Annotated in this window: 14 protein-coding genes; 11 read left to right on the top strand and 3 right to left on the bottom strand. The window is 71.8% G+C overall.

Annotated features, from left to right (window positions below; genetic code table 11):
* The first annotated feature begins 39 nt into the window (after positions 1 to 39).
* Positions 40 to 2,265, top strand: a complete 2,226-nt coding sequence (locus ABD329_RS27350) for a 3-hydroxyacyl-CoA dehydrogenase NAD-binding domain-containing protein (RefSeq protein ID WP_198282115.1) — start codon at positions 40 to 42, stop codon at positions 2,263 to 2,265.
* 379 nt (positions 2,266 to 2,644) lie between these two features.
* Here the strand turns inward: ABD329_RS27350 and ABD329_RS27345 are convergent, their stop codons facing one another.
* Positions 2,645 to 3,583 carry a LysR family transcriptional regulator gene (locus tag ABD329_RS27345; protein WP_344317051.1) on the bottom strand — a complete coding sequence of 313 codons (939 nt, stop codon included), beginning with the start codon at positions 3,581 to 3,583 and terminating at the stop codon, positions 2,645 to 2,647.
* A 99-nt stretch (positions 3,584 to 3,682) separates the two neighbouring features.
* On the opposite strand from ABD329_RS27345, the gene ABD329_RS27340 reads away from it, so the two are divergent.
* Positions 3,683 to 4,576: an alpha/beta hydrolase gene (locus ABD329_RS27340; protein ID WP_198276663.1), complete on the top strand. Its 894-nt coding sequence runs from the start codon at positions 3,683 to 3,685 to the stop codon at positions 4,574 to 4,576.
* A gap of 153 nt (positions 4,577 to 4,729) precedes the next feature.
* On the opposite strand, the gene ABD329_RS27335 is transcribed toward ABD329_RS27340, so the two are convergent.
* Positions 4,730 to 5,473 (bottom strand): MerR family transcriptional regulator, encoded by a 744-nt coding sequence (locus ABD329_RS27335; protein WP_198276664.1) that lies wholly within the window; start codon positions 5,471 to 5,473, stop codon positions 4,730 to 4,732.
* Between the two features lie 428 nt (positions 5,474 to 5,901).
* Between ABD329_RS27335 and ABD329_RS27330 the strand changes: the two genes are divergently transcribed.
* The 6 genes from ABD329_RS27330 to ABD329_RS27305 all read left to right on the top strand — a co-directional run bounded on the left by ABD329_RS27330 (position 5,902) and on the right by ABD329_RS27305 (position 10,686).
* Positions 5,902 to 6,168 (top strand): beta-galactosidase small subunit-related protein, encoded by a 267-nt coding sequence (locus ABD329_RS27330; protein ID WP_309142693.1) that lies wholly within the window; start codon positions 5,902 to 5,904, stop codon positions 6,166 to 6,168.
* A 19-nt stretch (positions 6,169 to 6,187) separates the two neighbouring features.
* A complete protein-coding gene (locus ABD329_RS27325) occupies positions 6,188 to 7,048 on the top strand; it encodes an oxygenase MpaB family protein (protein WP_198276665.1) in 861 nt (286 codons plus the stop codon).
* 203 nt (positions 7,049 to 7,251) lie between these two features.
* Entirely contained in the window at positions 7,252 to 7,800 is a 549-nt protein-coding gene (locus tag ABD329_RS27320) for a hypothetical protein (protein ID WP_198276666.1), read from the top strand.
* An 83-nt stretch (positions 7,801 to 7,883) separates the two neighbouring features.
* Positions 7,884 to 8,720, top strand: coding sequence for a DUF4097 family beta strand repeat-containing protein (locus ABD329_RS27315; RefSeq protein ID WP_198276667.1), 837 nt, complete (start codon positions 7,884 to 7,886; stop codon positions 8,718 to 8,720).
* 98 nt (positions 8,721 to 8,818) lie between these two features.
* Positions 8,819 to 9,856, top strand: a complete 1,038-nt coding sequence (locus ABD329_RS27310; RefSeq protein ID WP_198276668.1) for an ATP-binding cassette domain-containing protein — start codon at positions 8,819 to 8,821, stop codon at positions 9,854 to 9,856.
* Entirely contained in the window at positions 9,853 to 10,686 is an 834-nt protein-coding gene (locus ABD329_RS27305) for an ABC transporter permease (RefSeq protein ID WP_198276669.1), read from the top strand. The genes ABD329_RS27310 and ABD329_RS27305 overlap by 4 nt, the downstream gene beginning before the upstream one ends.
* 68 nt (positions 10,687 to 10,754) lie before the next feature.
* Here the strand turns inward: ABD329_RS27305 and ABD329_RS27300 are convergent, their stop codons facing one another.
* On the bottom strand, positions 10,755 to 12,245 hold the full coding sequence (locus ABD329_RS27300; RefSeq protein WP_198276670.1) for a M1 family metallopeptidase: 1,491 nt from the start codon (positions 12,243 to 12,245) through the stop codon (positions 10,755 to 10,757).
* 185 nt (positions 12,246 to 12,430) lie between these two features.
* Here ABD329_RS27300 and ABD329_RS27295 point away from each other — a divergent pair, with 185 nt between their 5' ends.
* The 3 genes from ABD329_RS27295 (at position 12,431) to ABD329_RS27285 (ending at position 17,936) form a co-directional block, all read left to right on the top strand.
* Entirely contained in the window at positions 12,431 to 14,494 is a 2,064-nt protein-coding gene (locus ABD329_RS27295) for a Xaa-Pro dipeptidyl-peptidase (protein ID WP_309142694.1), read from the top strand.
* A gap of 108 nt (positions 14,495 to 14,602) precedes the next feature.
* On the top strand, positions 14,603 to 15,925 hold the full coding sequence (locus ABD329_RS27290) for a M14 family metallopeptidase (protein WP_198276671.1): 1,323 nt from the start codon (positions 14,603 to 14,605) through the stop codon (positions 15,923 to 15,925).
* Positions 15,926 to 16,127: 202 nt separating this feature from the next.
* Positions 16,128 to 17,936: a BCCT family transporter gene (locus ABD329_RS27285; protein WP_425574384.1), complete on the top strand. Its 1,809-nt coding sequence runs from the start codon at positions 16,128 to 16,130 to the stop codon at positions 17,934 to 17,936.
* Positions 17,937 to 18,047 lie beyond the last annotated feature (111 nt).

Below are 18,047 nucleotides of genomic sequence, written 5' to 3'. Positions count from 1 at the left end.
CCCGCCCCTCCCCACGCCCCTTCGCCCTGGAGACCTCAGATGACCCACCCCACCACCGCCTCGACCATCCGCTGGGAGCAGGACGACGAAGGCGTCGTCACCCTGGTGCTCGACGACCCCGGCCAGTCCGCCAACACCATGAACGCCGCGTTCATCGACTCCCTCGACGCGATCGCCGACCGCGTCGAGGCCGAGCGGGACGCCATTCGCGGCATCATCGTCACCTCCGCCAAGAAGACCTTCTTCGCCGGTGGCGACCTCAATGACCTCATCCAGGTCGGGCCCGGCCAGGCCCAGGAGGTCTACGAGAAGAACCTCCGCGTCAAGCGCGCGCTGCGCCGGATCGAGACCCTCGGCAAGCCCGTGGTGGCCGCGATCAACGGCGCGGCGCTCGGCGGCGGGCTGGAGATCGCGCTCGCCTGTCACCACCGCATCGCCCTCGACGCCCCCGGGGCCCGCATCGGCTTCCCCGAGGTCACCCTGGGCCTGCTCCCCGGCAGCGGCGGCGTCGCCCGTACCGTACGGCTGCTCGGCGTCACCGACGCACTGCTCAAGTGGCTGCTCCAGGGCACGCGGTACAGCCCCCTGCGCGCCAAGGAGGCGGGGCTGGTGCATGACGTCGTGACCACCCGCGAGGAGCTGCTGACCCGGGCGCGCGCCTTCATCGCCGCCCACCCCGAGTCGGCGCAGCCGTGGGACGACAAGGACTACCGGATTCCGGGCGGCACCCCGGCGCAGCCGAAGTTCGCCGTCAATCTGCCCGCCTTCCCCGCCAATCTGCGGAAGCAGCTGAACGGCGCGCCCTACCCGGCGCAGCGCAATATCCTGGCCGCCGCCGTCGAGGGGTCCCAGGTGGACTTCGAGACCGCGCAGACCATCGAGGCCCGGTACTTCACCGAGCTGGTCGTCGGCCAGACCGCCAAGAACATGATCCAGGCGTTCTTCTTCGAACTTCAGGCGGTCAACTCCGGTGCCAACCGGCCGCAGGGGATCGAGCCCGGCCAGGTCCGCAAGGTCGCGGTGCTGGGCGCCGGGATGATGGGTGCGGGTATCGCGTTCGCGTGCGCCAAGGCGGGCATCGAGGTCGTCCTCAAGGACGTGTCCGTGGAGGCCGCCGCCAAGGGCAAGGCGTACTCCGAGGGGCTGCTGGCCAGGGCGCTCGCCAAGGGCCGCACCACCGAGGCCGAGCGGGACCAGCTGCTGGCCCGGATCACCCCGACCGCCGATCCGCGCGACCTCGCGGGCTGTGACGCGGTCATCGAGGCGGTCTTCGAGGACCCGGCGCTCAAGCACAAGGTGTTCCAGGAGATCGAGGGCGTCGTCGCCCCGGACGCCCTGCTGTGCTCCAACACCTCCACTCTCCCCATCACCCTGCTCGCGGAGGGCGTGCAGCGCGCCGACGACTTCATCGGGCTGCACTTCTTCTCGCCCGTCGACAAGATGCCACTGGTCGAGATCATCAAGGGCGAGCGCACCGGCGACAAGGCGCTGGCCCGCGCCTTCGATCTGGTGCGGCAGATCAGCAAGACCCCGATCGTGGTCAATGACTCCCGGGGCTTCTTCACCTCCCGCGTCATCGGCCACTTCCTCAACGAGGGCGTGGCGATGGTGGGGGAGGGCATCGACCCGGCCTCCGTGGAGCAGGCCGCCGCCCAGGCCGGGTACCCGGCCAAGGTGCTCTCCCTGATGGACGAGCTGACCCTCACCCTGCCGCGCAAGATCCGCGAGGAGACGCGCCGGGCCACCGAGGAGGCGGGCGGCGAGTGGCGGCCGCATCCGGCCGACGCGGTCATCGACCGCATGGTGGAGGAGTTCGGGCGCCCCGGCCGCAGCGGCGGCGCGGGCTTCTACGACTACGACGCGACGACCGGCAAGCGCACCGGGCTGTGGCCGGGGCTGCGCGAGCACTTCGCACCGGGCGGCTCCGGCGGTTCCGGCGGTTCCGGAGACGCTGTGCGCGGGGGCACCCGCATCCCCTTCGAGGACATGAAGGAGCGGATGCTCTTCTGCGAGGCCATCGACACGGTGCGGCTGCTGGAGGAGGGTGTGCTGACCTCCGTCGCCGACGCCAACATCGGCTCCATCCTCGGCATCGGCTTCCCCGGCTGGACGGGCGGGGTGCTCCAGTACATCAACGGATACGAGGGCGGCGTGGCCGGTTTCGTGGCCCGTGCCCGGCAGTTGGAGGCGGCGTACGGAGAGCGGTTCGCCCCGCCCGCGCTGCTGGTGGAGAAGGCGGAGCGGGGGGAGCGCTTCACGGACTAGGCGTGTTGTCCGGCGGACCCTGGCGCCTGGGGCGGGCCGTTCCCCTCCCCGCCCCCCGCGGCATCGATCTGCGGCTCCGCCGCGCGGCAGGGGCTCCGCCCCTGGACCCCGCTTTCCAGCCCCTCCAGGGAGCACCTCCCAGCGGTAGCTGGGGGAGCTTGAGGAGCGGGGTCCGGGGCCGAGTCCAGCCTTCCAGCCCCTCCGGCGTTTGAGGAGCGGGGTCCGGGGCGGAGTCCAGCCTTCCAGCCCCTCCGGCGTTTGAGGAGCGGGGTCCGGGGCGGAGCCCCGGCGGGGGTGCAGGGGGGCGGAGCCCCATGGTTTCGGGAAGGGGCGGGGAGGGGAACAGCCCGCCGCAGGCGCCGGCCGGTCCGGCCGCCCGTCAGCGCGCGCCCAGACGGCGTTCCAGCCGCTCGGCCACCCCCGGGCACCGCTCCCTCGTGATGTCCAGGAAGGCCGCCAGCACGGGGGAGCGGTCCTGGGCGCGGAACGACATCACCAGCTCCGGCAGTTCCACCCGCGGACTCACCTCGCACACCCGGACCTCCGGCCGCGCGGCCACCCGCAGACACGCCGGGCCCAGCCCCACCCCGACCCCGCACGAGGCCAGCCCGACGATGGTGTGCGCGTCCCATGCCTCGGTGACCCCACCGGCCCGCGCGGGCACGTCGGGGCCCTCGCCCAGCAGCCCGGCCAGCCAGGCGGCGACCGTCGGCTCCTCCTCCGCGGGCGCGATGATCAGGTGCTGTCCCTTGAGCTGTTCGAGGCTCACCTTGGGCTGCCCGGCGAAGGGATGGGCGGCCCCGACGACCGCCACCAGATGGTCCCGGCCGACCGTGACCGACACCAGATCCTCGGCACCGGCGCCCCGGGGCGCCCCGCGCCCGATGGCGAGGTCCAGTTCGCCCGCGAGCAGCGCCGCCGTGGACCGGCGGGTGGACATCTCCTGAAGCCCCAGCCGCACCTCGGGGCGGTCGCGGATGAACGCGCCCAGCACGGACGGCAGAAGCTCCAGCAGCGCCGAGCCGATGAAGCCGAGCCGCAGCCGCCCCGTCTCGCCCCGGGCGGCCCGCCCCGCGTCCGACACGGCGGCCGACATCTCGGCCAGCGCCCGGCGCGCCCTGGCCAGGAACGCTTCGCCCGCGGCGGTCGGGAACACCCCGCGCGCCGTACGGTCGAAGAGCCGCGCGCCCAGCTCCCGCTCCAGCGCCGCGATCTGCTGGGACAGCGGCGGCTGGGCGATGCCGAGGGCGGTCGCCGCCCGTCCGAAGTGCTGATGCTCGGCCAGCGCCAGGGCGTAGCGCAGATGACGTGACTCCATCGGTCCCAGGATAGCCGAGGCGATACTCAGGAGATATCGGCGACGGGGTTGTCAGCTATGAGGGTGGATAACGCCTGGCCGGGCCGGTGGACTGTACGCATGAGTGCCACGAGCCCCAGAACCCCTCGCACCGATTCCCGCCCCGGCCCGGTTCCGTCCGGCACCGTGTTCGTACTGGTCCACGGCGCCTGGCACGCCTCCTGGCAGTGGGCGTCCACCCAGCGCGCCCTGGCCCGGCTCGGCGCTGCGAGCCTCGCCGTCGATCTGCCGGGGCACGGCTTCGAGGCCCCGCTGCCCTCGGGCCTCCTCCTCCCCGGTCAGCCGGGTCTGGCGACCGAGAAGTCGGCGCTGGCCGGGGTGACCCTGGAGGAGTGCGCGGAGGCCGTCGTCACGGCGCTGCGATCGGTCCGCCGGTATCCGAAGGTCGCCCTGGTCTCGCACAGCGCCGGTGGCGCCCCCGCGTCCCTGGCCGCGGAGCGGGCGCCCGAATTCGTCGACGAGCTGATCCATCTGTCGTCCTTCGTCCCGGCCGGGCGGCCGCGCTTCGCCGACTATCTGACGTCCCCCGAGCAGACCGCGACCGCGCGGGGGCAGGGGCTGATGCTGGGCGACCCGGAGGCCATCGGCGCGTTCCGGATCAATCCGGGCTCCGCCGATCCGGCGTATGTGGAGGAGTTGCGGCTGGCCTTCTACGACGATGTCCCCGCCGAGTCCTTCGCCCGCTGGTACCGGGCCCTGAGCCCGGATCTGCCCTTCGCGGTGCCGACCACCCCGATCACCCTGACCCGGGAGCGGTGGGGCCGGATCCCGCGCACCTTCATCCGGTGCGCCGGGGACTGGGCGTGCACCCCCGCGATGCAGGATCTGATGATCGCGGAGGCCGACGCGGCCATGCCGGACCGGCCCTTCACCGTGCGGCCGCTGCCGGGCAGTCACTCGCCGTTCGCCGCCCGCCCCGAGGAGCTCGCCGCAGCGCTCATCGGCGGTCGCTGACCGGCCGCTATCCCGGGACGGCCGGTTCCCCCTGGGGTGGCCGGTTCCCCCGGGGCGGCCGGTTCCCCCTGGGGTGGCCGGTTCCCCCGGGACGGCCGCTTCCCCGGGACGGCCGCTTCCCCGGGGCGGCCCGCCGCACCGCCCCGGGCCCGTTCAGTCCGCGTCCTGCCCGTACCAGGCCCGCAGCTCCTGCTTCATCGACCGCTGGAACGCGATCACCAGCGCCTCCACCACCAGTGGCTGCATATGGGCCGACAGCGACTTCTTCGCCTGCATCCGCTCCGGTCCGCTCCCGGACTCATGATCGCGCTCGGGCCCCCACACCTCGTCCCGGAACAGCCGGCTGAGCTCCCGCGCCGCGGAGCGGGTGTGCTCCAGGACGACCGCGTGGGCCGTGCGTATCGTCTCCAGCTCGATCGGCACCTCCAGCAGCCGCAGCCCCAGATGGAGCGCCTTGGGGTCGATCCGGAACCGATCCGGGTCGTCGGTGCGCTCCAGCGCGTCCAGTGCGGCCAGCCGGTCGATGTCCTCCTCGGTGAGCTCCCGCCCGGCCCGCCGGTCCAGCTGCTCGCGGTTCGCCTCCTCGGGGGCGTCCGGGCCCCAGGAGGCGACCAGGGCGCGGTGGATCGCCAGATCGTTCTCGTTCAGATCCGGTGGCAATTGGCTCAGATAGCGCTCGATGGCGGACAGGGTCATGCCGTGGTGCTGCAACTGTTCGATCAGCGCGAGCCGGGAGAGGTGCTCGGCGCCGTAGTGGCCGACCCGGCGCGGGCCGATCGCGGGCGGCGGGAGCAGCCCGCGGGTGCTGTAGAAGCGCACGGTGCGCACGGTCACCCCGGCGCGGGCCGCCAGCTCGTCGACGGTGAGGGTGGGTTCCTCGGTGCCGGGGGTGGTCATCGGTCGTGCCTCGCTTCCGCGTCGTCCTGCTCCGCTGTGCTGCTGCCCGATCGGGTTCATCAGTATTGCTGTCGCATCATCGCTGTGAAACCTCCCACCGCCACAGACCGAACACCGGGATCGCTAGGACCTGTTGACGCTCTCTTTACCGATGAATAGCGTGCGACGCCGTTCAGCTGTGTCGGTTCTCTTACCTCGAGGACCCGGAGCGCACCGGCGAGGGCCAGGAGCCCCCGCACACCCGGCTGCGGCCGGACGGCCCGGACCGCGCGCGGTGGGAGCGCAGCCTGGACGGATCCTGGCGGTTCGTCCTGGTCGACCGGCCGGAGAACGCCCCGGGCGGCTTCTGGAAGGACGGCTACGACGCCTCGGCGGGGCGGCGCGTCCAGGTCCCGCACACCTGGCAGACCGACGACCTCGACCATCCGGTGTTCCGGCTGCTGGTCTCCGGCGATCTGGAGGCGGGTGCCAGTGCGTACGACGAACTCGACCGCGCCGCCTACCCGAACTTCCTCAAGCGCAACGACGGCTGGAACACCCTGCACGCCGACCACGCGGTCACCGGCGTGGGCGACACCCCCAACCCGGTGCGCGACCAGTACCGGGTGAAGGCCGACGGCGCCTACGACTACACGCTCACCCTGCGCCCGCTCGACGATGGCGCGAGCGCGCACACTGGAACAGGAGGGAAGTAACCGCACTACCGATGGACCCATGAGTACGCAGAGCCCCCGCCACACCGCCCAAGGCCACGACCCGCCCCCCGTGGGCGGCATCCTGTGGGCCGTGGCGGGGGAGCTGCGCAGTGTGCTCGCCCTGCCGGCCGCGATGACCATGCAGGTGGCGCATCCGGCCGTCGGGGCGGGCGTGGACCAGCACTCCGTCTTCCGCACCGACCCCTGGGGGCGCGGGGAGCGCTCGCTGCGGTCGGTGCAGCTGTGGGTGTACGGCGGCGCGGGGGCCGAGGCGGAGGGCCACCGGCTGCGTGCGCTCCACGCGTCCATACAGGGCGTGGACGCGCACGGCCGCCCCTACCGGGCGCTGGACCCGCCCGTCTACGCGTGGGTGCACGCCACCGGCTATCCGGTCTATCTGCGCGCCCAGCGCTATCTGGGCACCCGCCCCTTCACCGCGGCCGAGGAGCGGCAGCTGTACGGGGAATGGCTGCGGATCGGGCGGGTGCTGGGCATCGACGAGCGCGAGATGCCGGGATCCGTCGAGGAGTTCTGGCCCTACTACCGCGCGATGGTGCGGGAACGGCTGGAGCCGACCGTCGTCGCCCGTGAACTGGCCGAGCCCGACGCGGCCGTCCCTCCGCCGGACGCGCTGCCACTCCGGCTGCCGTGGCCGCTGCTGCGCCCGCTGTTCACCCGCTTCCGCGCGTTCCTCACCGTCGGGCTGATGCCGCCGGACGCGCGGGAGGCGATCGGGCTGGAGTGGACGCGCGGTCAGGAGCGGCGGCTGCGGTGGTTCGGGAGGGCCGCGCGGGTGGTGGTCCCGCTGCTGCCCGAGCGGCTGCGCTATCTGCCCATCGCGCGGGAGGCCCGGCGCCGCGCCCGCACCGGACGGCCGTGATCAGTGGGTTCCGCGGTGTGGCGAATGGCGTGGCACGTGGCGTGGCGCATGGCGTGACGCTTGGTGTGGCACATGGCTTGGTGCCGCGCGATGGGGCTGTGACCAGGGAGTATGTCACATGGTGAGCCATGGTGGCGCCACATTTGGTGCGCGTGATGCCATGAAGTCTCGACGTGGCGCCAAAGCTGTGCCATGATGGTGCCATGGACCTCACCCGGTACGTCGACAATCTCCGCCATGAGCTCGCGGTGGCCGCGGACGCGGGCGGCGACGAAGCCCGCGCCCTGGCCGAGCGGCTCACCACACCTCTGGAGTCGGCCGTCCGGCTCACCCTGCTCAACGCCCTGTCCGCCGCCATGGACGAGGTGACCCGTGAGCTCGCGCCCGGCTCGGTCGATGTGCGGCTGCGCGGGCTCGACCCCGAGTTCGTGGTGACGCCTCCGCCGCTCGCGGTGGCGTACGAGGAGGCCGGGGACCCGGATGAGCTGCCGGGCGGTGCCGCCCAGGCGTCGCCCATACCGCCGGTCCCCGCCGAGGCCGACGAGGGCGGCACGGCGCGCATCAACCTCCGCCTCCCCACCCATCTCAAGACCCGGGTCGAGGAGGCCGCCGGAGCCGAGGGCCTCTCGGTCAACGCCTGGTTGGTCCGGGCCGTCGCCGCCGCGCTCGAGCCCGCCGAGCGGGCCCGCCCGGCCGCGGCCGCCCATGGCCGCCCCAAGGGCCGGCAGAGCTACAAGGGCTGGGTCCGCTGACTCCGCGGCAGTAGCGCACCACCCTCCATCTCACCCGCGCGACCAGCGGGAACGCGTACCACAGCCATGAGGACGGGACAGCCATGCCTGCTTTCGACACACCCGAACCGCTCTCCGTGACCCTGGAATTCGACATGGGCGCCGCCCGGATCACCGCCGGAAAGCGCCTGGACACGGTCGTCGAGGTCCGGCCGCACGACCCCGCCGACGAGGCCGACATCCGGGCCGCCGAGCAGACCAAGGTCAGCTGCTCGGGCGGCACCCTGCTGGTCAAGGGGCCCAAGAAGCGCGGCCTGTTCGGCAAGCCCGGCTCGATCGAGGTGACCATCGAGCTCCCGGTGGGCTCGGACCTCCAGGCCACCTCCCCGCTGGCGGACTTCCTCTGCGAGGGCCGTCTGGGGGACTGCCGGCTCAAGACCTCGGTCGGCGACATCCAGGTCGACGAGGCGGCGACCGCCCAGCTCAGGACCTCGCACGGCGATGTCCGCCTGGTCCGCGCCACGGCGGAGGCCGATGTCGTCGGCTCCGGCCGGGTCGAGATAGGCACGGTCGCGGGCGCGGCCACGGTCAAGAACGGCAACGGGGACACCGTCGTCGGCGAGGTCGCCGGCGAGATGCGGGCCACCTCCTCCAACGGGCTCATCTCCGTCGGCGTCGCCCATGCGGGAGTGGACGCCAAGTCGGCCAACGGCAGCATCCGGATCGACGAGGCGGTGCGCGGGCAGATCGTGCTCCAGGCCGCCACGGGCGATGTCGAGGTCGGCGTCCGCGAGTCCACCGCCGTCTGGCTCGACGTCCACACCCGGTTCGGCACCGTGCACACCACCCTCGGACCGGCCGAGGGTCCCGAGGGCTCCGAGGAGACGGCCGAGATCCGCGCCCGCACCGCGTTCGGCGACATCGTGATCCGCCGCGCCTGACGCCCTCCCGCACCCCGGTCACGCACAGCACGGGACAGCCCATGCGTGACAGCACGAGACAGCCATACATGACAGCCCATGGAAGAGACAGGACCGCCATGACCGCGTCTTCCACCTCCACCCTTCCGGTGGCGATCACGGCCACCGGACTGACCAAGTCCTACGGTGACAAGCCGGTGCTCAAGGGCATCGACCTGAGCATCCCCGAGGGCACGGTCTTCGCCATGCTCGGGCCCAACGGCGCGGGCAAGACCACCACCGTGCAGATCCTCTCCACGCTGATAGCCGCCGACTCCGGCCAGGCCCGGGTCGCGGGACACGATCTGGTCCGCGACGCCGATGCCGTGCGCGCCGCGATCGGCGTCACCGGGCAGTTCTCGGCCGTGGACAATCTGCTGACCGCCGAGGAGAACCTGCTCCTCATGGCGGATCTGCACCATCTCGACCGCCGCGAGGGGCGGCGGCGCGCCGCCGGACTGCTGCGCCGCTTCGATCTCACCGAGGTCGCCCGCAAGCCCGTCGTCACCTTCTCGGGCGGTATGCGCCGCAAGCTCGACCTGGCGATGACCCTGGTCGGCGATCCACGCGTCATCTTCCTCGACGAGCCCACCACCGGACTGGATCCGCGCAGCCGCCGCACCATGTGGGAGATCATCCGCGGCCTGGTCGCCGACGACGGCGTCACCATCTTCCTGACCACGCAGTATCTGGACGAGGCCGATCAACTCGCCGACCGCATCGCGGTCCTGGACCATGGCGCGCTGGTCGCCGAGGGCACCGCGGAGGAGCTGAAGCGCCGGATCCCCGGTGGCCATATCCGCCTCCGATTCGCCGATGCGGCCGGACTCGACGCGGCCACCGACCTCTTCGGCGTCGCCGCACCCGACCGCGAAGCGCTCACCCTCCAGGTCCCCAGCGACGGCGGCGTCCCCACTCTGCGGGCCGTCCTCGCCGTCCTGGACGACGCGTCGATAGAACCCGAGGGGCTGACCGTGCACACCCCCGATCTCGACGACGTCTTCCTCACCCTCACCGGCCACTCAGGCTCCGGCCACTCAGGCTCCGGCCACTCAGGCTTCGGCCACCCCGGCTCCGGCGAGCGCGCCGGCGCCGCCGCGAAGGAGAGCATCCGATGACCGCCCTGTCCTACGCCGCCCGCGACTCGCTGACGATGCTGCGCCGCAATCTGAAGCACGCACAGCGCTATCCCTCCATGACGGCCTCCGTCGTGGCGATGCCCGTGCTGATGCTGCTGCTGTTCAACTACGCCTTCGGCGGGGCGCTCGGCGCCGGAATCGGCGGGATGTCCGGCGGCACCGGCGGCACCATCGGCGGCACCATCGGCGGCGGGGGAAGCGGTGATCGATATATCGACTATGTCGCGCCCGGCATCATCCTGATGGCCGCGACCTCCGGGGCCCTGGTCACCGCGGTGGGCATCTGCGTCGATATGACCGAGGGCATCGTCAACCGCTTCCGCACCATGGCGATCTCCCGGGCGTCCTTCCTCACCGGGCATGTGGTGGGCAGCATGATCCAGACGCTGATCAGCATCGCCTTCGTCATCGGCATCGCGCTGCTCATCGGATTCCGGCCGGATGCCACCCCCGTGGAATGGCTCGCGGTCGCCGGTCTGCTCGCCCTGGTCACGCTGGCGCTCACCTGGGTCGCGGCGGCGATCGGCCTGATGGCCAAGACCCCGGAGTCCGCGAGCAACATACCCCTGCCCCTACAGTTCCTCCCCTTCATGGGCAGCGCCATCGTTCCCACGGAGTCCATGCCGGACGGGCTGCGCTGGTTCGCGGATTACCAGCCCTTCACCCCGGTCATCGAGACGCTGCGGGGCCTGCTGATGGGCACGGAGATCGGCGACAGCGCCCTCATCTCCCTCGCCTGGTGCGTCGCCCTGGCACTCGGCGGCTATCTCTGGGCGCGGACGGCCTACCAGCGCTCCGCCAAGCGGTAAGCGGTAAGCGGTAAGTGGTACGCGCCAGGCCCCGGCCGGGGTGGGGAACCGGCCGGGGCCCGGGTGGCTCAGCGTCCGTGGGCGCTGTGGGTGTCCTGGATCCGCTGCCACGACTTCGGCCGCACCGGCGCCTTGGCCGGGCTCACCTCCGCCGCCCGCGCCTGCGCCGCGGCAGGCTTCGACGGGGTGAAGAGCCAGGTGTCGAAGAGCGAGGCCAGCGGCTTGCCCGACACCTTCTCCGCATAGGCCACGAAGTCCTTCACGGAGGCGTTCCCGTATCGGTGCTCCGCCGTCCACCCCTTCAGGATCGCGAAGAAGTCCTTGTCGCCGATGTGGTTCCGCAGCGCCTGGAGGGCCAGTGCGCCCCGGTCGTACACCGCGTCATGGAACTGGTTCTCCGCCCCGGGGTTGCCCGGCTCGACCTTCCAGAAGGGGTCGTCGGCCGGGTAGGAGGCGTAGGTGTAGTCCGCCAGCTCCTGCGCGGTGCCCTCGCCCTCCTTCTCCGACCACAGCCACTGGGCGTAGCTGGCGAAGCCCTCGTTGATCCAGATGTCACGCCAGTCCTTCAGCGAGACGCTGTCGCCGAACCACTGATGGGCCAGCTCATGCACGATCAGCGAGGGGTTGGCGCCCTTGGCGAACCCCTTCGGGCTGTAGAACGGCCGGGTCTGGGTCTCCAGTGCGTAGCCCGTGGGCACATTGGGCACATAGCCGCCCAGCGCGTCGAAGGGGTACGGGCCGAAGACCGTGGACTCCCAGTCCACGATCTCCGCCGACCGCTCCACGCTGGCCCGCGCCGCCCCCGCGTTGTCCCCGAGGTCCTTGCTGTAGGCGTTGATCACCGGCAGACCGTTGGCGGTGGTGTCCGTCGTGATGTCGAACTTGCCGACCGCCAGCGTGGCCAGATAGGTGGCCTGCGGCTTGCTGGAGCGCCAGTTGTAGCGGGTCCAGCCCAGCTGGGAGCTGGTGGACTGAAGGGTGCCGTTGCTGATCGCCTGCGTTCCGTCCGGCACCGCCACCGACACGTCGTAGGTGGCCTTGTCCAGCGGATGGTCATTGCTCGGGAACCACCACCACGCCGACTCCGGCTCATTGGCCGCGATCCCGCCGTCCGGGGTGCGCAGCCAGGAGGTGAAACCGTTCGCCACGACCTTCGAGGGCGTACCGCTGTAGCGCACGACCACGGTGAAGGGGCGGCCGGAGGTCAGCGGCGCGGCCGGGGTGATCTCCAGCTCATGGTCTCCGGTCGCCTTGGAGGCGGCCTTCTTCCCGCCCACCAGCACCTCGCTCACATCGAGCGCGAAGTCCAGGTTGAACCGGGACAGATCCTGCCGGGCGTCGGCCACGATCGTCGCCGTGCCCTCCAGCCGGTCCGTCTTCGGCTGGTACTTCAGCCGCAGGTCGTAATGGGAGACGTCATACCCGCCGTTGCCGTACGAGGGGTAGTAGGAGTCCCCGATGCCGGGGGCGCCCGGCGTGGCATCGGCCGCCGATGCCGGGATCGCCAGCAGCAGGCAGGCCGCGGCCGCGCCCGGGACGAGGAGTCTGTGGTGACGCACGAGTCCTCCAACTCGTAGGGGAGAACGATCACTCGTGACCTTATGTACTCCTCACACGCACCTCACGTCCATCACGCGGTCCGACATCCAATCGACATCCGGACGCAACGCGCATCGACTCGGACACGCCCACGACACGTATCGCCCTCTTCTGTGCAGGAGTTGACTCGCGCTACCGTCCGCCCGTGCTGCTACAGACGCGGAGATCCCGCATCCCCTGGACCACACTCGTGCTGTCGGCGGTCACCGCGCTGGTCGCCGCCGCCATATCGCTGCTGCCACCGCTCGGCGCCCCGGCCGCCCACGCCGCTTCCGCCGCCCACGCCGCTTCCGCCGCCCACGCCGCCTCCGCCGCCTCCGCCGGGCAGAGCGGATCGGACAGCAGAGCGAAGAGCCCATCAGAAAGCAGACCCGTCTACTCCTACGAGAACGCCATCCGCGAATCCGTATGGGTGGACACCACGATCGACGGCGACGCGGACGGACGGACCGACCGGGTCGCCGTCGACATCGTGCGGCCGCGCGAGGCCGCCGCTCAGGGCCGCCGCGTCCCCGTCATCATGGACGCCAGCCCGTACTACTCCTGCTGCGGGCGCGGCAACGAGAGCCAGCTCAAGACCTATGACGCGGCCGGGAATCCGGTCCAGTTCCCGCTCTTCTACGACAACTACTTCGTACCGCGCGGCTACGCCACCGTCCTGGTCGACCTCGCCGGAACCAACCGCTCCGACGGCTGTGTGGACATCGGCGGACGCTCCGACATCCTCTCCGCCAAGGCCGTGGTCGACTGGCTGAACGGCCGCGGGACCGCGTACCGCACCCGCACCGGCGGGCAGACGGTCAAGGCGAGCTGGACCAACGGCGCCACCGGCATGATCGGCAAGAGCTACGACGGCACCATCGCCAACGGGGTCGCCGCCACCGGCGTCAAGGGGCTCAAGACCATCGTGCCCATCGGCGCCATCTCCTCCTGGTACGACTACTACTTCGCCAAGGGCGCCGCGCTCTTCGACTCCGGCCCCGACGGACTCTCGGACGCCGTCGAGAGCGATGGCGCCCACGCCCGCTGCGCCGCCGTACAGAAGCGTCTCGTCGAGGGCGCCCCGCGCAACGGCGACTGGACCGGTCTGTGGACCGACCGCACCTACGTACCGGACGCGGACAAGGTGCGGGCCAGCGTCTTCGCCGTCCACGGGGCGCAGGACCTCAACGTCCGCACCAAGCACCTCGGACAGTGGTGGAACGCCCTCGCCGACGCGGGCGTCGAGCGCAAGATCTGGCTCTCGCAGACCGGGCATGTCGACCCGTTCGACTACCGGCGCGGGGAGTGGGTGCGCACCCTCCACCGCTGGTTCGACCACTACCTGCTCGGCATCGACAACGGCATCGAGCGCGAGCCGATGGCCGATGTCGAGCGCGCCCCCGACCAGTGGTCCACCGACCGGGTCTGGCCCCCCTCCGGCACCCGGCAGACCACCCTGCGCCCGCGCGGCGGCGCCACGGCGGGAGTGGGCGTACTCGGCACCGAGCAGGCCGGGCCCGGCGCCACGGAGACCTTCACCGACGACCCCGCGCTGAGCGAGGCCGACTGGTCCGCGGCGATCGACACCTCGACGCCCGGCAAGGCGGGCTTCACCACCGGTCCGCTCGAGAAGGACCTGCGGCTGTCCGGCTCCGGCACGGTCACCGTCACCGCCACGCCCTCCACCACCAGCGCCCATCTCTCCGCGGTCCTGGTCGACCTCGGCCCGGCCACCATCCGCGACTACACGGCGGCGGGTGAGGGGATCACCACCCTCGACCGGCGCACCTGCTGGGGCAGCGGCACGGAGGGCGACAGCGCCTGCTTCAAGGAGACCGCCGCCGACAAGGAGGACGTGGACTACACGGTCTTCAGCCGGGGCTGGGCCGACCTCGGTCACTTCGCGGACGACGGCAAGGGCCGCCCGCTGACCCCGGGCAAGGCGTACACCATCACCCTCGACCTCGCGGCGACCGACCATGTGGTCCCGGCCGGCCACCGCCTCGGTCTGATCATCGCCGGTACCGACGCGGGTCTCATCGAACCGCCGTCCACCACCCCGCGGCTGACCCTGGACCTGCCCCGCACCTCGGCCCGTCTGCCGCTGGTCGGTGGCGCCCCGAAGGCCGCGGCCGCCCCCTCGCGCACGGCTGCCGCGCCGCCCCTGAAGGGCGTGCGGGCCCCGCACCACCGGACCCCGCTCCCGTCCATGTCCACCCGCGACTGACCCGCGCCGGTGGGTCCCCGCCGCCGCGCGGGGGCCCACCGGCGGCGGGCCCGGCAGGACGCCGGCACCGATAACGCCCACGCATCCCCTCACCCCAGGAGGTCCTTCGTGTTCTCGCGGTCACCCCTCATCCGCGGCGCCGCCTGCGGCGCGATCGGTGCGCTGCTGACCGGGTCGTTCCTCAGCCCGCCCGCGCGGGCCGAACAGCGCCCGCCGCGTACGGGGTTCGAGACCAGCCATGGCGCCCGGTGGACCAGCCAGGCCGAGGAGGCGGACTTCCTCACGGCCGTCGACAAGTCCGCCCCGCGCGTCGCCGTCGACCGGATCGGCGCCACCGCGCAGGGTCGGCCGCTGCGGCTGGTGCGGATCGGCGCACCGGCCGCGCCCGCCGATCCGGCCCGGGCGGCGCGCGGCAACGTCCTGCTGCTGATCTGCTCCCAGCACGGCGACGAACCCTCCGGCCGCGAGGCGTGTCTGTCCACCATCCGCGACCTCGCCTACGCCAGGGACGACCGGACGCGACGCTTCCTGGAGCGCACCCAGGTGCTCGTCGTCCCGACCGCCAACCCCGACGGCCGCGCCGCCGACACCCGAGGCAACTCCGACGGCGTGGACATCAACCGCGACCACATCGCGCTCTCCACCGCGGAGTCCCGCGCGATGGCGGGCGTCATCCGCGACTGGCGTCCGGACACCGTCTACGACCTGCACGAGTACGGGGCGACCGCCCCGTACTACGTGAAGGACCTGCTGGCGCTGTGGCCGCGCAACCTCAACACCGCGGACCCGGTGCACCGCGAGGCGCGGACGCTGTCGGACGCCTATGTGCGCCCGAGCGTCGAGGCCGCGGGCCACACCACCGGCGTCTACGGCATCTGGACCGACCCCGAAACAGGCGAGCCGGTCAAGCAGGTGGCGGGCGACGGCCAGGAGCGGATCCTGCGCAACACCGCGGGCGTCAAGGCCGCCGTCGGGCTGCTGGCCGAGACCCGGGTCGACCCGCTCACCGACGCCGAGAAGGCCGACCCCGCCCTCAACAACCGCCGCCGCGTGGGCTCCCACCTCGCCGCCCTGAACGGCACCTTCGACTTCATCACCCGGCGGCGCGCCCGGATCGAGGCGGCCACGACGGCGGCGCGGCTGGCCGGCTACGCGGACCGGGGCCCGGTCTACCTCGGCGGCGCCGACAACGAACCGCCGGAGGAGGACACCGTCCTCGAGGATCCGCCGTGCGGCTACCGGCTGGACGCCGAGAGTTACGGCGAGGTGCGGGACGAGCTGGCCCTGCACGGGGTGACGGCGCGGCCCGTCAAGCGCGACGGAAGCGCCTTCGTACCGCTGCGCCAGTCGGCCCGCGCGCTGGTGCCGCTGCTGCTGGACGGCCGCGCCGCGTACCACCTCGCCGAGGGGCAGCCGGTGGACGCGTGCTGACCTGACGGCCTGAGGGAGCTGACCCTGGCGCTCCGAGGGCGCTGACCTGACGGCCTGAGGGAGTTGGCCTGACGGCCTGAGGGAGTTGGCCGGACGCCCTGACGGCGCACGAAAACACCGGCCCCACGGCCGGTGGCATGCATCCTGAAGTCCTGGGTAGCCGGAAATCCGTCACATAAACCCTCAGTGAAAGGTCTTTTGCGTGCCGCAGACAGGTACAACCACGGGGGACGTCGGCGGCGATCCTCCGGTGACCGTGGATCTTCCCGGCTCCGACCCCGCCGGGCCCCATCGGACCCCCCGGACGGACCGTGTGGTCTTCGGCGTCTCCGCCGCGCTCACGCTGGCCTTCGTCGTCTGGGGAGGCGTGGCCACCGACACCCTGGAGAGCGTCTCGAACAGCATGCTCTCCGGGCTGATCCACAACGGTGGATGGGCCTTCGTCCTGACCGCGTCGGGATTCGTGATCTTCGCCCTCTGGCTGGCCATGAGCCGCTACGGCAAGATCACCCTCGGAAAGGAGGGCGAGGAACCCGAATTCCGCACCGTCTCATGGGTCGCGATGATGTTCAGCGCGGGCATGGGCATCGGTTTGATGTTCTACGGCGTGAGCGAGCCGCTGTCGCACTTCATCACCCCGCCGCCCGGGACCGACCCCGCCACCGCGGCCGAGAAGATGCAGACCGCGATGTCCACCACGCTCTTCCACTGGACGCTGCACCCCTGGGCCATCTACGCGGTCGTCGGCCTGGCCATCGCGTACAGCACCTTTCGCCGCGGCCGCCGGCAGACCATCAGCGCGGTCTTCACGCCCCTCATCGGCTCCAAGAACGCCAACGGCTGGGGCGGCCGGGTCATCGACATATTGGCCATCTTCGCCACGCTCTTCGGCTCCGCCGCCTCGCTCGGTCTCGGCGCGCTCCAGATCGGCAGCGGTGTGGAGGTGCTGGGCTGGAAGAACGACGTGGGCACCGGGCTGCTGGTCGCCGTCATCGCGATCCTGACGGTGGCCTTCATCGCGTCCGCCGTCTCGGGTGTCGCCAAGGGCATCCAGTGGCTGTCCAACATCAATATGGTGCTGGCGCTCTTCCTGGCGGTCTTCGTCTTCGTGGCCGGGCCGACCATCGTCATCCTCGACATGGTTCCGACCTCCATCGCCTCCTACCTCGGCGACCTGCCGCAGCTGGCGGGCCGCACCGAGGCGACCGGCGGGAAGTCGGTCGCGTCGTGGCTGAGCGACTGGACCGTCTTCTACTGGGCCTGGTGGATCTCCTGGACGCCGTTCGTCGGCATGTTCATCGCCCGGATCAGCCGGGGCCGCACCATCCGGCAGTTCGTCGGCGGCGTCATCCTGGTGCCGAGCACGGTCAGCCTGATCTGGTTCGCCATCTTCGGCAGCTCGGCGATGAAGCTCCAGGCCACGGGCCGGCTCGGCGACGATTCCACTCCCGAGGGCCGGCTGTTCGCGGTTCTGCACGAGTACCCGATCGCCACGGTCATGAGCGTCCTGGTCATGATCCTCGTCGGCATCTTCTTCGTCTCGGGCGCCGACGCGGCGTCCATCGTGATGGGCACGCTCTCGCAGAAGGGCACCTTCGAGCCGACCCGATTCGTCGTCATCTTCTGGGGCGTGGTCACCGGCGCGGTGGCGGCCATCATGCTGCTGATCGGCGGTGGTGAGGACGACGCCCTCACCGGGTTGCAGAACCTGACGATCCTGGTGGCGGCGCCCTTCACCCTGGTGATGGTGGGGCTGTGCTGGGCGCTGATGAAGGATCTGCGCCGCGATCCGCTGATCGTGCGGGGCGAGAGGGGCGAGGAGGCCGTCGAGATGGCGGTCATCGCCGGTCATGAGAAGTACGCGGGCGAGTTCGAGATCCGCATCGGCCCGGCGACCCCGCCCGACGCCGACTCCCCGTCGGACGCCGATTCCCCGGCCGGTTCCCCGTCGGAGAACGAGGACGGCGCGGCCGGGCCGGACGATCACATCGCCGCGACCAAGAGCCGCTAGGCGTACCGGCCGCCGCCTCCGGGCGCGGCCGTGCCCCGCCGCCCGGACCCACCGGTCCGGGCGGCGCACCGTCGGTTACCCCCTGATACCGCCCCGAAGCGGGAATACTTG

It is taken from the genome of Streptomyces javensis, assembly GCF_039525925.1.
Classification (GTDB): domain Bacteria; phylum Actinomycetota; class Actinomycetes; order Streptomycetales; family Streptomycetaceae; genus Streptomyces; species Streptomyces asiaticus.
The sequence above is the reverse complement of the archived record's forward strand: the minus strand, read 5'-3'. Positions and strand labels throughout refer to the sequence as shown.

What these genes read in the sequence shown, in the direction of transcription:
- ABD329_RS27305 (WP_198276669.1), top strand. Translation starts at nt 9,853, where the DNA reads ATGACCGCCCTGTCCTACGCCGCCCGCGACTCGCTGACGATGCTGCGC.
- ABD329_RS27345 (WP_344317051.1), bottom strand. Translation starts at nt 3,583, where the DNA reads ATGGAGTCACGTCATCTGCGCTACGCCCTGGCGCTGGCCGAGCATCAG.
- ABD329_RS27350 (WP_198282115.1), top strand. Translation starts at nt 40, where the DNA reads ATGACCCACCCCACCACCGCCTCGACCATCCGCTGGGAGCAGGACGAC.
- ABD329_RS27325 (WP_198276665.1), top strand. Translation starts at nt 6,188, where the DNA reads ATGAGTACGCAGAGCCCCCGCCACACCGCCCAAGGCCACGACCCGCCC.
- ABD329_RS27315 (WP_198276667.1), top strand. Translation starts at nt 7,884, where the DNA reads ATGCCTGCTTTCGACACACCCGAACCGCTCTCCGTGACCCTGGAATTC.
- ABD329_RS27320 (WP_198276666.1), top strand. Translation starts at nt 7,252, where the DNA reads ATGGACCTCACCCGGTACGTCGACAATCTCCGCCATGAGCTCGCGGTG.
- ABD329_RS27340 (WP_198276663.1), top strand. Translation starts at nt 3,683, where the DNA reads ATGAGTGCCACGAGCCCCAGAACCCCTCGCACCGATTCCCGCCCCGGC.
- ABD329_RS27310 (WP_198276668.1), top strand. Translation starts at nt 8,819, where the DNA reads ATGACCGCGTCTTCCACCTCCACCCTTCCGGTGGCGATCACGGCCACC.
- ABD329_RS27335 (WP_198276664.1), bottom strand. Translation starts at nt 5,473, where the DNA reads ATGACCACCCCCGGCACCGAGGAACCCACCCTCACCGTCGACGAGCTG.